General features: G+C 37.1%; 14 protein-coding genes. 7 read left to right on the top strand and 7 right to left on the bottom strand.

Going from position 1 to position 14,270, the window contains the following annotated elements; genetic code table 11:
• The first annotated feature begins 14 nt into the window (after positions 1 to 14).
• The gene (locus O970_RS05710; RefSeq protein WP_024496177.1) at positions 15 to 212 is read left to right on the top strand and encodes a YbdD/YjiX family protein; all 198 of its coding nucleotides are present in this window, start codon (positions 15 to 17) and stop codon (positions 210 to 212) included.
• 15 nt (positions 213 to 227) lie between these two features.
• Positions 228 to 1,259 carry a CobW family GTP-binding protein gene (locus O970_RS05705; protein WP_024496176.1) on the top strand — a complete coding sequence of 344 codons (1,032 nt, stop codon included), beginning with the start codon at positions 228 to 230 and terminating at the stop codon, positions 1,257 to 1,259.
• 56 nt (positions 1,260 to 1,315) lie between these two features.
• Here O970_RS05705 and argH read toward each other — a convergent pair whose 3' ends face one another.
• From argH to argC, 4 genes are all read right to left on the bottom strand, one after another.
• A complete protein-coding gene (gene argH / locus O970_RS05700; protein WP_024496175.1) occupies positions 1,316 to 2,689 on the bottom strand; it encodes an argininosuccinate lyase in 1,374 nt (457 codons plus the stop codon).
• A 107-nt stretch (positions 2,690 to 2,796) separates the two neighbouring features.
• Positions 2,797 to 4,023: an argininosuccinate synthase gene (locus tag O970_RS05695; protein ID WP_024496174.1), complete on the bottom strand. Its 1,227-nt coding sequence runs from the start codon at positions 4,021 to 4,023 to the stop codon at positions 2,797 to 2,799.
• Between the two features lie 88 nt (positions 4,024 to 4,111).
• Positions 4,112 to 4,885, bottom strand: coding sequence for an acetylglutamate kinase (gene argB / locus O970_RS05690; RefSeq protein WP_024496173.1), 774 nt, complete (start codon positions 4,883 to 4,885; stop codon positions 4,112 to 4,114).
• 12 nt (positions 4,886 to 4,897) lie between these two features.
• Positions 4,898 to 5,908 carry an N-acetyl-gamma-glutamyl-phosphate reductase gene (argC, locus tag O970_RS05685; protein ID WP_024496172.1) on the bottom strand — a complete coding sequence of 337 codons (1,011 nt, stop codon included), beginning with the start codon at positions 5,906 to 5,908 and terminating at the stop codon, positions 4,898 to 4,900.
• Positions 5,909 to 6,263: 355 nt separating this feature from the next.
• Here argC and argE point away from each other — a divergent pair, with 355 nt between their 5' ends.
• A complete protein-coding gene (argE, locus tag O970_RS05680; protein ID WP_105291843.1) occupies positions 6,264 to 7,409 on the top strand; it encodes an acetylornithine deacetylase in 1,146 nt (381 codons plus the stop codon).
• 112 nt (positions 7,410 to 7,521) lie between these two features.
• Here the strand turns inward: argE and O970_RS05675 are convergent, their stop codons facing one another.
• Positions 7,522 to 8,727 (bottom strand): MFS transporter, encoded by a 1,206-nt coding sequence (locus O970_RS05675; protein ID WP_024496170.1) that lies wholly within the window; start codon positions 8,725 to 8,727, stop codon positions 7,522 to 7,524.
• Between the two features lie 415 nt (positions 8,728 to 9,142).
• Here O970_RS05675 and aroE point away from each other — a divergent pair, with 415 nt between their 5' ends.
• Positions 9,143 to 9,997 (top strand): shikimate dehydrogenase, encoded by an 855-nt coding sequence (gene aroE / locus O970_RS05670; protein WP_024496169.1) that lies wholly within the window; start codon positions 9,143 to 9,145, stop codon positions 9,995 to 9,997.
• Between the two features lie 42 nt (positions 9,998 to 10,039).
• Here aroE and O970_RS05665 read toward each other — a convergent pair whose 3' ends face one another.
• Both O970_RS05665 and O970_RS05660 read right to left on the bottom strand, forming a co-directional pair.
• Positions 10,040 to 11,512, bottom strand: coding sequence for an amino acid permease (locus tag O970_RS05665; protein WP_024496168.1), 1,473 nt, complete (start codon positions 11,510 to 11,512; stop codon positions 10,040 to 10,042).
• Positions 11,513 to 11,592: 80 nt separating this feature from the next.
• Positions 11,593 to 11,847 (bottom strand): YkgJ family cysteine cluster protein, encoded by a 255-nt coding sequence (locus tag O970_RS05660; protein WP_024496167.1) that lies wholly within the window; start codon positions 11,845 to 11,847, stop codon positions 11,593 to 11,595.
• Between the two features lie 116 nt (positions 11,848 to 11,963).
• Here O970_RS05660 and yeiP point away from each other — a divergent pair, with 116 nt between their 5' ends.
• Genes yeiP through ttcA form a run of 3 tightly spaced genes read left to right on the top strand, consistent with a single transcriptional unit; the run spans position 11,964 to position 14,191 of the window.
• Positions 11,964 to 12,536 (top strand): elongation factor P-like protein YeiP, encoded by a 573-nt coding sequence (gene yeiP / locus O970_RS05655; RefSeq protein ID WP_024496166.1) that lies wholly within the window; start codon positions 11,964 to 11,966, stop codon positions 12,534 to 12,536.
• Positions 12,537 to 12,582: 46 nt separating this feature from the next.
• On the top strand, positions 12,583 to 13,281 hold the full coding sequence (locus O970_RS05650) for a phosphatase PAP2 family protein (protein ID WP_024496165.1): 699 nt from the start codon (positions 12,583 to 12,585) through the stop codon (positions 13,279 to 13,281).
• 16 nt (positions 13,282 to 13,297) lie between these two features.
• Positions 13,298 to 14,191 carry a tRNA 2-thiocytidine(32) synthetase TtcA gene (gene ttcA, locus O970_RS05645; protein WP_024496164.1) on the top strand — a complete coding sequence of 298 codons (894 nt, stop codon included), beginning with the start codon at positions 13,298 to 13,300 and terminating at the stop codon, positions 14,189 to 14,191.
• Positions 14,192 to 14,270 lie beyond the last annotated feature (79 nt).

The following is a 14,270-nucleotide window of genomic DNA, read 5'->3' as shown; positions in this document are numbered from 1 at the left end:
TAAAAGGTTAAGACATGTTTGAAAATTTAGCTAAAGCAGGAAAATATTTAGGTCAAGCCGCAAAGTTGATGGTAGGTATTCCAGATTATGATACCTATGTTCAACATATGAAATTGACCCATCCAGAACAAACACCCATGACTTATGAAGAATTTTTTAAAGAAAGACAGGACGCGCGCTATAGTGGCAAAGGCGGCACTCGCTGCTGTTAGCTGATGGATTAAATAATGAAAAACGATTTATTACCGGTAACCATTTTAACTGGTTTTCTAGGTGCGGGGAAAACCACACTTATTAATCATTTATTAACGCAAGAAACAACCGAAAAAATTCTGATCATTGAAAACGAGTTTGGTCCAATTAATATTGATAGTTGTTTATTACCAACAGCAAGCAATATTGAAATTATGGAGATGACTAATGGTTGTATTTGTTGTAGTGTGCAAGGCGAGCTAACAACGGCGCTACATCAACTCAATCAGAAACGTTTAAATGGAACGTTATCTTTTGATCGATTAATTATCGAAACAACGGGATTAGCTGATCCCGCGCCAATCTTGCAAACTTTTTTTATCGATGAATTAATCCGCAATACCTTCGAACTCGATGGAGTAGTCACATTAATTGATGGTGAGCATATTTTGCAACAATTGGCGCAACATCGTGTTGTTCGTTCACAAATTGGCTTTGCTGATAGATTGATTTTGACCAAATCGGATCGTCTCACCGAACAACAATTGCATACGGTATTATCAAGACTCCAACTTATCAATAATAAAGCAATATTATTTGTTGCCGTTAATGGCGAAATCGCTAAAGCACATTGGTTAGATATTCACGCGTTTCAACTAAGTGAGGAATTGACCATTAATAAAGGCTTCTTTATTATTGCTAATCCAAATCAGCAAATAGCAAATTATCAACCGATTATGCATACTTCGTCGACTATATCACCACATGATGATATTTATTCTTACCTTTTTGAGGCGGGCTGCGTTGATATAAAAAAAGTGGGACAATTTGTTGAACGTCTGATTGAAATACACGGTAATGATATGTTGCGTTACAAGGGCATACTTGCAATTAAAGACAATCCAGCCAAATTAATTGTTCAAGGCGTACATAAGGTGGTTGGTTTTGATTATGGTAAGGCTTGGCAAGATGATGAACAACAACGGTCACAATTAGTGATTATCAGTAGGAAATTACCTTTTGATAGATTAATGCAAGAATTTTTAGCTACCGAAATAAAAGATTAATTTTTCGGTAATAGAAGCAATATATTGGATAATGTTATTGCTTCTATTTATATAATTCATCTTAATTTTTGCTTTGCTTGTTCGATAGCATAAGAGACTTGCTCTGGCGCAACCCCGCCTTTCGCATTACGTTTAGCTAAACAAGATGCTAAAGATAATATTGGATAGACATCTGCATCAATTTTAACTGAAAACTGTTTAAATTCATCTAACGTCAACGTTTCTAGCGCTTTTTGTTTCCCAATTGCATAAACCACTATTTTTCCCACGATATGATGGGCTTCTCGGAATGGTACGCCTTTAGCAACGAGATAATCCGCTAATTCAGTGGCATTAGAATAACCTTGTAAAGCGGCTTCTCGACAGCGTGAATAATTAATTTCTATATCTTCCAGTACTAACTTTGCCATTTCTAAACATTGTTGCCAACTATCAAGAGCACTGAACAGATAGTCTTTATCTTCTTGCATATCTTTATTGTAAGCTAAGGGTAAACTTTTAAAGGTTAACATCGCACCACTAAGTGCGCCGAAAACCTTACCACTTTTACCTCGAATCAGCTCTAATACATCCGGATTTTTTTTCTGAGGCATTAATGAAGAACCAGAGGTAACCTTATCAGAAAGGTAAATAAAATTTGCCTCACCACTATTAAACATAATTAAGTCTTCCGCAAAACGTGACAAATGATTCATACTCATTGCAGCGCAAGAAAGGAGCTCCATAATATGATCACGATCGGATACGGAATCAAGACTATTATTAGTTGCACTAGCAAAACCAAGCCAATCAGCTAAAAGCTCACGGTCTATCGGATAAGCAGTACCAGCTAATGCGCCACAACCTAAAGGACAAACATCTAAGCGTTGATAGGCATCGTCTAAACGTGTGCTATCTCGCTGTAACATTTCAAAATAAGCTAAACACCAATGAGCAAAGGTAATGGGTTGGGCACGTTGTAAATGGGTATAACCAGGCATGACCGCGGTTTGATGTCTTTCTGCTGTGAGCACTAATTGTGCTTGCAGCGCTTTTATGGCTTTAAGAAGTGTGATAATTTCTGCTTTACACCACAATTTGATATCTGTAGCGATTTGATCATTACGGCTACGCCCCGTATGAAGTTTTTTAGCTAAATCGCCAAGCTGCTCTACCAGTTTTTGTTCAACCCAACTATGAATATCTTCTGCATCGCTTTGCAAAATTTGCGCTGGATTCGTTTCTATACTTTTTAATACCTGCTCTAATGCTTGTTGTAAACTTCTCTGTTCATCCGATGTAAGTATCTTCACCGTGACCAGTGCCTTTGTCCAAGCAATTGAGCCAATAATATCCTGCTTAGCTAGACGATAATCAATAACTAATGAATCATTGAATTGTTTAAATCGTTTATCTGCGGTTTGTGTAAAACGCCCACCCCATAATGCCATAAAAACCTCAATATTAATTGCCATAATTGGAACTAAGTGGGCGCTTAGCGCCCTTATTATTTATACCAGAAAAGTATTACCCGTGATCTGGAATAACCAGATCCAGCTTAACTACGCTTCTGATTATTGGTATTAATTGCCCGAATACGTGAAGATAAAGAATATAAGCGAATAAAACCACCTGCATGGCGGTGATCATAAACCTCATCTTCACCAAATGTCGCAAATTCTTCATTATACAAACTATTATTCGCCTGTTTTTGTATCGCAACTACACTACCTTTATAGAGTTTAAGCACAACTTCACCACTTAAATCTTCAGCTAATGATTCTGCGGCTGCTTGTAATGATTTACGATATGGGGCAAACCAACGACCATCATAAACCACATACGCCATTTCTAATCCAAGTTGTTCACGCCATTTAAAGCTGTCCCGATCTAATACCAGCTGTTCAAGTCCACGTAAGGCTTCCATCATAATCGTTCCACCGGGTGTTTCATAGCAGCCGCGCGATTTAATGCCAACTAGACGATTTTCGATGATATCAACTCGCCCAATTCCATGTTTACTGCCTATTTTATTTAGGGTGGCCACGCAAGCATAAGGAGAAAGTTTATGACCATTTACTGAAACAACCTCCCCTTTTTCAATACCAATGGTAACGAATTCAGCTTCATCAGGTGCATCTTCAGGTGCGACTGTCCAAGCCCAACAGTCAGCATTAGCGGCATTCCAAGGGTGTTCTAATACACCGCCTTCGGTTGAAATGTGCCACGCATTTTCATCACGACTATAGATTTTTTCTAGAGTGGCCGTCGTTGGAATATTACGTTGTTTCAAATAATCGATTAATGCTTCACGTGAACGAAGTTGCCATTCTCGCCAAGGCGCAATAACAGTTAATTGTGGCGCTAAAGCCGCATAAGTTGTTTCAAATCGAACTTGATCGTTACCTTTACCCGTCGCACCATGGCAAACCGCATCAGCGCCCACTTTCAGTGCGATTTCTACTTGTGCTTTAGCAATAATAGGTCGAGCCATTGACGTACCTAATAGGTATTTACCTTCGTATAAAGCGCCTGTTTTTAATACGGGATAAACATAATCTTTGACAAACTCTTCACGTAAATCAACAACATAACATGATGAAGCGCCAGATATTAATGCTTTTTGTTCTACATCTATCAATTCGTCAGGATTTTGTCCGACATTGGCAACAAAAGCCACCACTTCACAATTATCATAATTCTCTTTTAACCAAGGAATAATGGCCGATGTATCTAATCCCCCTGAATATGCAAGAACGACTTTTTTAATTCCACCTTTTTTCATGTTAGATCCTTATTGGTTCTGATTAAACGATAAGATAACGACGAGTTAAAATGACTAAGATAATAAATAAACTAACGATTAAATATCGTTATACTATAATACGCGTCCCTTCCTCTTTGCCTTCAAATAGGGTGATTAATGTCTCAACTTGCCGCCAACTGGCAATATTAACCGGGCGTTTGAGGGCTTTGGCTGCGCCAAAAGCGGAATTCACTTTTACAGCCATGCCGTCGGTAATGACGCCTTGCTCTATAAGCTGCTTGGCTTTTGATTCAGTTAACTGTTTGATAAGTTGTTTATTTGCATCAAGTACGCCTGCAACATCTGATAATAGCAATAAATCGGCATCCATCGTTTGTGCTAAGCAAACTGCAGCATGATCGGCATTAACATTCATCATTTGGCCTTCATTGGTAATTCCAATTGAACTGATAATAGGTAAATACCCGTCCGCCAATAATTTTTGGATAAATAAGGGATTACCCGGTTTTGCCTCCCCGACATGACCAAGACTAGCGTCAATGTTCTGCACTTGTGTCGTCTCACCATCAGCTAAACAAAGCCCTACCGCAGGCAGGTGCTGTTTTATGGCTTCCGCCAATAATGTTTTATTGGCACTACCAGCAAGCACACCAACGATAACTTGAATTTGATCTTCAGGGGTAACTCTTAATCCATTTCGTCTCACTACTGGTAAAGATAATTTATGCATCATTTCATCAACCTTACACCCTCCTCCATGCAAAAGGATAATGGAGCGAGAATAACGTTGTTTAACTTGTTGAATCGCTGTAAATAAATTAGTTATGGCATCAGGATTATCCAGTATTACTCCGCCAAGTTTAATCACTAAAGGGGTCATCGATTCTCTCTCTTATAAAAGTGATAATGTCTCATTAAAACCAAAACGAATATTCATACATTGCACAGCTTGAGCAGCCGCGCCCTTTAACAAATTATCTTCTACTGCAATTAAAATCAGGTGCTGCTGATCAAGCTCAAAACCAATATCACAATAAGGTAAGCCAATAACCGATTTGAGGGCGGGATACCCTTCCGAATAAACTCTAACTAATGGTTTATGCGCATAATAGTTATTAAAAACGGTTAAGATATCATCACGTGTAATACCCTGATTGACCTGACAAGTTATGGTTTCATAAATGCCGCGTTTAAAAGAAGCAAGGTGAGGTGTAAAAATAATATCTTGTCCCAAATGTGCGGCGATTTCGGGTTGATGACGGTGCGAAAATAAACCATAAGCCTGTAAGCTTATTTCACAAAAACTATTTTTTAAATTTGCTTTACGACCTGCGCCGCTCACGCCACTAATCGCATTAATGACAGGCCAATAATTGGTGTTGAGTAATTTTTCTGTTAACAGCGGTTTTAACGCTAGTTGCGCAGCCGTCGGATAACAACCTGGTACAGCAATAAGTTGAGCTTGTTTTATTTTTTCAGCATTCCACTCTGCAAGTCCATAAACCGCTTGTGATAGCCAATATAATTGCTGGTGGGTAAAATGGTAATAAGACGTATAAAATTCGGCTTGATTTACTCGATATGCACCAGATAAATCAAGAACGACACAACCTTTCTGTAAAAAATAAGGGGCAATATCATGACTAACAGCATGATCAGTAGCTAAAAAAACGATATCAATATTATGACCTAGTGTAGAATAATCACTACTACCGATAAGTGGTAAATCCACTTTGCCTTTTAGTTGGGGGTACAAATCGTTATTTGAAAGTAATTTATTTTTATCGGCACTATTTTCAGAAACAACAAGTCCAGCTATTTCAATTTCAGGATGATGAGATAAGTAATTAGCTAATTCAGCCCCAGCGTAACCACTTGCTCCGATAATTAATGCTCTTAACATAAAAATTACCCATTTAAATTAATAACTATTTATTATGCGTTATAGCATAAACGATTAAATTTATTTTTTCAAATGCTAAATGAATTTTTATTCACTTAAAATGAATTTAATTTCATTTTAATTTGTTTGGTGAATCTAAAAATTGAGACAAATAATATTTATTGTACTTTATCAGTATAGGATGTTAGCAAGATAACTTATTCTATTAATCAATTATCAAAAAATATAACAAATGACAAATTATGCAAATTAATAAAAGTTTTTATTTTTTAGTTATTATAAAAATTTATAATTATAATCATGACGAATTATGGTATTTAATATTGATCATTATTTACTATTACTGGGCAATAGTATGGCCATTCCATCGTTCTTAACGCTTTATAGTGAACTTATTAGTCTACCAACGATTAGCGCTACCGATCCAAGCCTCGATCAAAGTAACCGTTTACTGATTGATAAATTAGCCACTTGGTTTGAAGCATTAAATTTTGCTGTCACGATTAATGCCGTCCCCGATACACGTAACAAATTTAATCTCCTCGCTAGTTACGGTCATGGAACGGGTGGGTTACTTTTCAGTGGGCATACTGATACGGTGCCTTTTGATGTAGATCAGTGGCAAAAAAATCCATTCAAGTTGACCGAAAGTGATGGTAAACTGTACGGCTTAGGTACAGCAGATATGAAAGGCTTCTTTGCATTCTTATTAGAAACATTAAACCATATTGAGCTAAATAAGCTGAAAAAGCCTATCCATATTTTAGCGACTGCAGATGAAGAAACCACCATGGCGGGCGCGATCTATTTTTCTAAAACCTCGTCGCTTGCACCTGATTGCGCTATCATTGGTGAACCCACCTCACTTATCCCCATCCGCGCTCACAAAGGACATGTTGCCAATGTTATTAAAATTATTGGTCGTTCTGGGCATTCTAGCGATCCGAGTAAAGGGATTAATGCCATAGAAATTATGAATGAAGTCATTTCACATCTGTTGCGCTTACGCCAACAATTACAACAACGTTATCATAATACCAGTTTTGCTATTCCTTATCCTACATTAAATCTAGGCCATATACATGGTGGTGATGCGGCCAATCGTATTTGTGGTTGCTGTGAATTAGTTATTGATATCCGTCCTCTACCTGGCATGTCATTAGATGAGCTTCACGCTTTATTGCAGCAAACTTTATTACCGATTATGCAACAATGGCCAAATCGACTAAGTTTAGCTTATGAACATAGCCCTACACCAGGTTATGAATGTCGTACGAATACTTCCGCACTAAAAGCCATTGAACAGTTAGTTGGTCAGCAAGCAGAAACGGTGAATTATTGTACTGAAGCGCCTTATCTCCATGCAATTGCCCCGACAATTGTATTAGGACCTGGCTCAATCAAAGAGGCCCATCAACCCGATGAGTTTATGGCTTTAGATTTTATTACACCAACGGACTTACTACTAAAACGGTTAATTCACCATTTCTGTTTATCATGAGTAAATTAAAGCACTGACTAAAAAATTGCATTCTGTATCATAATATTTATACATTCAATGCCAGCCACTGACTGGCCATACTAAGCACTTTTTATAATGAGTTTGATTTAGATTAAATCTTTTGCATATCAATTACTTTTTTAAACCGTGAATAGACAATAAGGGCAAATATGACACTTAATAGTGCCATTATCAAATCAAAGATAATTGCATAACGTACATCGATTATCGCTAATTTGGGTACAACGTTTGGGGTAACCACAAACGCTAGCCCACTTAGCGTATACATCACCCCCACAGCGCCACCTTTACGTGATGGAAATAGTTGTTGCATAACAACTAAAGCTAATTGTAGCACGCCTCCCGCCGCCGTGAACCCCATTGTGAATGCCGTAAATCTACACATGAATGGTGTCATATCTAATAAAAAAATTATTAATATTATCGACGATAGTAATGGCAAAATAATAACGCATTGAATTGGTTTTAGCCATTTTTTCACGATATAAGCCATGGAAAAAACCGAAATAATCGAACCAAGGCTATAATAACTAATTAATTGTTGCGCATCGGTTTCTGCCATGCTAACAGCATGCTTAGCTATTTCAGGCATCCATTGCATAATAACGACGAATGTCGCTGAGGTGGTAAATCCCATTAACACTAAAAGTATACCTTCAACAGATAATTTGGGTTTGCCAATAAAATAACTGCCATTATCCTTCATTCCGTTATTGACTGGTGAAATAACATTGGCTGTTGATGGAAACGATTTAGGCAATAGAAACAGCATATTGATCAGCATATAGATCGCAAAAGCGAGAAAAATCCAGCCATACCAAACCTGATAATCATAAACATAGGTGACAATGAAGGGTAGAATAAAGCTCCCTATTGAGATAAAAGCTTTAATTAAAATACTTGCGGAGCCAGCTGATTGTGGAAAACATTCAGTTAATACTGGCATTGATCCAGTATCTAATCCAGCATTCCCCGCACCGGCAAGAACAGCTAATAAAAAAGCGAGATGAATATTAGTACAAAATATTAATCCTACAAAAAATAGAACATAACATAGCATACCAATCAAAATAAACGGTTTACGCCCATAGCGGTCAGAAAGTAAACCCGATACAAACATAAATAAGATTTTACCCATTCCAATACCCGAAGCAATTTTACCTAAACCTTCAATCGTTGTATCAAATTGTTGAGTTAGTACAAATGAAAATTGCATGACCACAATCACTGCAATACTTTGAATAATATAGTTAGCATAGATCGATCCTGCTATAGCGTGGGCATGGTTTTTTTTCATAGTTTAATTCCCCTAAAAGACAGCGTTAATGTCAACATTGACATTAATATAGATAGCATATTACGTTATTGATTATTGTTAGCAAAATAAAACCGAGCTATTTGTAATGTGAAATAGAGTAACGTATCAATACTCAATAATGTTCACTGTTTAGTGTGAGATATCATGATAAATATACTTTTTCATGACTTAAATCATTACATTACGCTTAAAGTCTATCTATTGTTTCCTAGCGGGATACAATAAAATTTAACACATAACAATTTATTTAATGCTGATCCATTTTAAATTTAATTTACTTTATTTAGCATTTAATAGATTATAATTCAGTAACAATAAATTGCGCTAAAAATAGTACGAGCATCACGTTAAAATAGGCAAATTATATTTAGAAATAGGGGATAAAAGTATTGTTATGAATCAGATTACATTACCGACATTATATGGCATTATCGGCTATCCGCTTGGTCATAGTTTAAGTCCTTTATTGCATAGCACCGCCTTTCATGATCTTGGTATTCCTGCTGTACTATTACCATGGTCAACACCACCCGAAAAATTAGCTGTTTTTGTTGAAGCAATGCGTTTATTCAATATTCAAGGAAGCTGTGTCACCATTCCCCATAAACAAGCGATTATCCCCTTTCTCGATAAAATAACATTAGAGGCTAAAGAAACAGGGGCGGTGAACTTAATATATCGTGAAGGGGAACTTCTATGTGGTGACAATACCGATGTACGTGGTTTTATGGCACCATTAATGAATATTCCTAGGGCTACTGCACAAGACAACGTGTTATTACTTGGTGCGGGTGGCGCTGCGCGTGCAATTATTGTTGGATTACAACGTTTAGGTTACACCGATATCACTGTCTCTAATAGAAATGCGACATCAGCACAGTTGCTTGCTCAACAATTTAATTTAAAGGTAATTGAATGGGATAAGCGCTACACACTTAAAGCGCAATTGGTCATCAATGCCACACCACTTGGCATGCAAGGACAATTTCAAACTCAAACCGCTTATAACTATGATGGATTTAAAGGTAGAACAGGTATCGCTTATGATATTGTCTATACCCCTTATGTCACTGTTTTCCTTCAAGAGGCCGAAAAAGCTGGCTGGCAAACTATTTCTGGACTTGATATGTTTATTGGGCAAGCCGAAGCTCAATTTAAAACTTGGACAGGAAAAAATCTAAGCGAAAATGCTAAACAAGTCATCATTGATACAGTCATACCACAACACTTTTCTAATAAAAAAGGCTAGTCTTACACTCGCCTTTTTTACTTAGCCATTACAACATTAAACTTATTCCCGTGAAAAATTCATCTCTTTATAACGAACAAATCGGGTTCTTTTGATCAGTTTATAACCAAACATGATTGTAAAAAATAGTGGTAAACCGATATAGGTGGCAATTACCCCATACCAATCAATTTTATCCGCTAAAAATGCCTCATAATTTTGCCCCAAGGTAATGATCAAACATAAAATAAAGGCAAAAATTGGACCAAATGGGAAACCACTTGCTTTATAAGGTAAGGTTGATAAATCATAGCCTTGAATCATTAGTCCTTTACGGAATCGATACTGACTAATTGCAATCCCTAACCAAGCAATAAAACCAGTCATACCTGATAAATTTAGTAACCATATGTAGACGTCTTTATTATCAAACATTGATGTTAAGAAACATAACATAGCGATAAACGTTGTCGCAAGTAACGCCATACGTGGTACGCCAGATGTGGATAAACGCGTAAATATTTTAGGCGCTTTGCCTTCTTTTGCCAATGCGTACAACATGCGCGTTGAAGCATATAGACCAGAATTACCCGCCGATAATACAGAGGTTAAAATGACTGTATTCATAATAGCTGCTGCTGATAGTAAACCTGCATTTTGGAATACTAACGTAAATGGACTAATACTAATATCGGATTTTTCATTACGTAACAGATTAGGATCGTCACAAGGAATAATCAAGCTGATCACAAAAATAGCCAATACATAGAAGAGCAAAATACGCCAAAACACTTGTTTCATTGATTTGGGAATATTTTTTTCTGGATCTTTTGATTCACCAGCGGCAATACCAATCAGTTCAGTACCTTGAAAGGAAAAGCCAACAATCATAGCCACCCCAATCATTGATGAAAAACCACCAACAAAAGGTCCCTCATTGATCATCCAATTATGCCATACCGCTCTTTCACCGCCGCTTAAAATACCAAAAATCATTGAGGTACCAACAGCAATAAATAAAATAACGGTTACAACTTTAATTAAAGAAAACCAGAACTCTGCTTCACCAAAACCTTTCACTGAAATATAATTAAGGAGGAAAATAGCAGCTAAGAACACAAAGCTACACAAAAAGCCGACGTTGATATTAAAACCATAAAAATGAAATAAAATCGTCGATGTATCGAGCCAATAGGAGATAACTAATTGTGCGGCAACCAAATCTACCGCCACTGTTACCGCCCAGTTATACCAATAATTCCACCCAATTGCGAATCCAAATGCTTCATCAACATAACGAGAACCATAAGTTGCAAAAGTTCCAGAAACAGGTAGAAAAGCGGCTAATTCGCCTAAACTAGTCATTAGGAAATAGACCATCAAACCAATTATCATGTAGGAAAGTAAAGCACCCGCCGGTCCTGCTTTGGCGATAGTCGCACCCGAAGCAACAAAAAGCCCCGTACCAATAGATCCACCGATGGCAATCATCGTGAGATGTCGCGCTTTTAAATCGCGTTTTAATTTCTTTTGCATAGTAAAAAATCAGCTTTAGTTTTTCGAAACCGCAGATTGTACCAAAAATCTGCCAAAATTGGACAATTATTTTCAATTACTTACGGCGCAGTTTGTTGTTCTAAATCAGCTAGAAATCTTAGGGCAAAGGTTCGATCAGTACCACACATTTCTAAATTTGGTTGTAATTGCCCACACACTTTTGGTCGTTCTGGATGATGAAACAATTGACAACGGTAGTTATCATCTAAATGGGGGCAAGCCATATTGGCAGGCTTACCATTAGGCAAATCAGGGAGTGGACTTGAAATAGACGGTGCAATACAACAAGCCCCACAATTATCACGACATTTCATTGTTTTTTATCAAGTTAGCAAAAATAATGATGGAGACAATAGCAACTTAGCGTTAAAATGACCAGCTAAAATTATTATTTTATTGATTAACTTGATATTGTATACGAGACAACACTATGGCAAAAGCAAATGAAATTAAACGTGGTGATGCCATTCATTATAATGGCAAATTACTATTAGTTAAAGAAATTGAAGTACAGAGTCCAAGCGCGCGTGGTGCAAGTACCCTCTATAAAATGCGCTTTTCTGATGTCAAAACGGGATTAAAAGTTGAAGAGCGTTTTAAAGGGGATGATATCCTTGACACCGTACAACTTAATCGTCGCCCTGTGACTTTTTCCTATATTGATGGCGATGAATATAATTTTATGGATGATGAAGACTATTCACCTTATATTTTCAAAAAAGAGCAGATTGAAGATGAGCTGCAATTTATTCCAGAGGGTGGCATGCCAGGAATCTCCGTGTTACTGGTTGATGATCAGATCATCGCATTAGAATTACCACAGACCGTTGAGCTCCAAATTATTGAAACCGCACCCGCAATAAAAGGGGCGTCAGCCAGTGCTAGAACCAAGCCAGCTACTTTATCAACCGGTCTTGTCGTACAAGTACCTGAATATATTAACAATGAAGAAAGAGTTAAAATTCATATCGCTGAAAAACGTTATATGAGTCGTGCTGAATAGCCAATGTTTTAAGATTGCGTTCAATTAAGTATCATGGAGTAAGCAGATGCAAAACTTAACCAAAATAATTTTATTTAATCTAATTGGAATTGCTTTATTAGTCAGTTACCAATTAACAGGTCATAGCGGATTTTGGTTTCATATCGATTCCATGGTTTTTCATTTTTTTAATGCCCCTTTAGATAAATCAACGCTCTATCTTTATTTTGTGGCTATTACTAACCATCGCTTATTTGATGTTATTTCATTTGCTGCCATGGGTCTACTTTATCTGACTTATTTTCGTGGACAAAGCTGTTCAGAGAAACGCCATATGATCTGTATTGGCATTACCATGTTATTAATGGCGATTATAATTAAACAACTTGGTCGTTTTATTCCTTTTGATCACGCGAGTCCAACGCTATTTTTTGACCATATTCATCGTGTATCTCAATTGACCCATTTTGGTACAAAAGATGCGTCTTCGGATAGTTTTCCTGGCGATCATGGTATGATGCTTATGATTTTTACCGCATTTATGGGCCGCTATTTTGGACGTAATGCCTTTATTAAAGCCGCGATGATTGTCATCATTTTTTCATTACCAAGAATTATGGCGGGTGCGCACTGGTTTACTGATGTGTATGTAGGATCGTTGGCGATAGTCTGTATCGTACTAAGCTGGTTTTTATTAACCCCTTTCAGTGATTATATTATTTCACGAATAGAGCATTGTTTACCAAAAAATATTTTTTGCAAATAAATCAATAGGTTAAAAATTGAATCTTTATAATCAAAACAAACTTCATAAGCGATTGCGCCGCCAAGTTGGAGAGGCTATCGCTGATTTTAATATGATTGAACATGGCGATCGTATTATGGTGTGCTTATCGGGAGGCAAAGATAGTTATACCCTTCTCGACTTATTAATCAGTTTAAAGCTAAGCGCGCCGGTTGATTTTGAGTTGATTGCTGTCAATCTAGATCAAAAACAACCTGGATTCCCTGAAGATGTATTACCCACTTATCTTGAACAATTGGGCATTAACTACCATATCGTCCAAGAAAATACTTATGGTATTGTTAAAGAAAAAATTCCTGAAGGAAAAACCACCTGTTCGCTATGTTCACGCTTACGCCGCGGTATTTTATACCGTACGGCGACCGAATTAGGTGCAACCAAAATCGCTTTAGGTCATCATCGTGATGATATTCTCGAGACCTTATTCTTAAATATGTTTTATGGCGGAAAAATGAAAGCGATGCCACCGAAATTAATGAATGATACCGGTGAGCATATCATTATTCGTCCATTGGCTTATTGTAAGGAAAAAGATATCGCCAAATATGCTGAGGTTAAACAGTTCCCGATTATTCCATGTAATCTATGTGGTTCACAGCCTAACTTACAGCGTCAGGTGATTAAAGAGATGCTCAATGATTGGGATAAGCGATTTCCAGGAAGAATTGAAACAATGTTTCGTGCGACTCAAAATATTGTGCCGTCTCATTTGTGTGATAATCAGTTATTTGATTTTCAAGGTATACAGCATGGTGATCCGGCTATCAATGGCGGCGATATTGCGTTTGATAAAGAGCAGTTTAATCAACCTTCTTTTTCTGTTAATAAAGCACAGGACTTAGAGCCCATTTTATGGAAAGAAGTGGATTAATGAAATCTAGTTTTAGTGGCAATCAAATGATACGGTAAGATAAGGGAATAAAAAAACCAATGCTTACCAACCCCCCTGA

Origin of the sequence: Candidatus Schmidhempelia bombi str. Bimp, from assembly GCF_000471645.3 — a bacterium.
Taxonomy (GTDB): Bacteria; Pseudomonadota; Gammaproteobacteria; order Enterobacterales; family Orbaceae; genus Utexia; species Utexia bombi.
Note: the sequence above shows the minus strand (reverse complement) of the source record. Positions and strands in the feature narration are given on the sequence as shown.

Excerpts from the sequence above, each read along its gene's own strand:
- O970_RS05710 (WP_024496177.1), top strand. The coding sequence starts at position 15 with ATGTTTGAAAATTTAGCTAAAGCAGGAAAATATTTAGGTCAAGCCGCA.
- O970_RS05705 (WP_024496176.1), top strand. The coding sequence starts at position 228 with ATGAAAAACGATTTATTACCGGTAACCATTTTAACTGGTTTTCTAGGT.
- argH (WP_024496175.1), bottom strand. The coding sequence starts at position 2,689 with ATGGCATTATGGGGTGGGCGTTTTACACAAACCGCAGATAAACGATTT.
- O970_RS05695 (WP_024496174.1), bottom strand. The coding sequence starts at position 4,023 with ATGAAAAAAGGTGGAATTAAAAAAGTCGTTCTTGCATATTCAGGGGGA.
- argB (WP_024496173.1), bottom strand. The coding sequence starts at position 4,885 with ATGACCCCTTTAGTGATTAAACTTGGCGGAGTAATACTGGATAATCCT.
- argC (WP_024496172.1), bottom strand. The coding sequence starts at position 5,908 with ATGTTAAGAGCATTAATTATCGGAGCAAGTGGTTACGCTGGGGCTGAA.
- argE (WP_105291843.1), top strand. The coding sequence starts at position 6,264 with ATGGCCATTCCATCGTTCTTAACGCTTTATAGTGAACTTATTAGTCTA.
- O970_RS05675 (WP_024496170.1), bottom strand. The coding sequence starts at position 8,727 with ATGAAAAAAAACCATGCCCACGCTATAGCAGGATCGATCTATGCTAAC.
- aroE (WP_024496169.1), top strand. The coding sequence starts at position 9,143 with ATGAATCAGATTACATTACCGACATTATATGGCATTATCGGCTATCCG.
- O970_RS05665 (WP_024496168.1), bottom strand. The coding sequence starts at position 11,512 with ATGCAAAAGAAATTAAAACGCGATTTAAAAGCGCGACATCTCACGATG.
- O970_RS05660 (WP_024496167.1), bottom strand. The coding sequence starts at position 11,847 with ATGAAATGTCGTGATAATTGTGGGGCTTGTTGTATTGCACCGTCTATT.
- yeiP (WP_024496166.1), top strand. The coding sequence starts at position 11,964 with ATGGCAAAAGCAAATGAAATTAAACGTGGTGATGCCATTCATTATAAT.
- O970_RS05650 (WP_024496165.1), top strand. The coding sequence starts at position 12,583 with ATGCAAAACTTAACCAAAATAATTTTATTTAATCTAATTGGAATTGCT.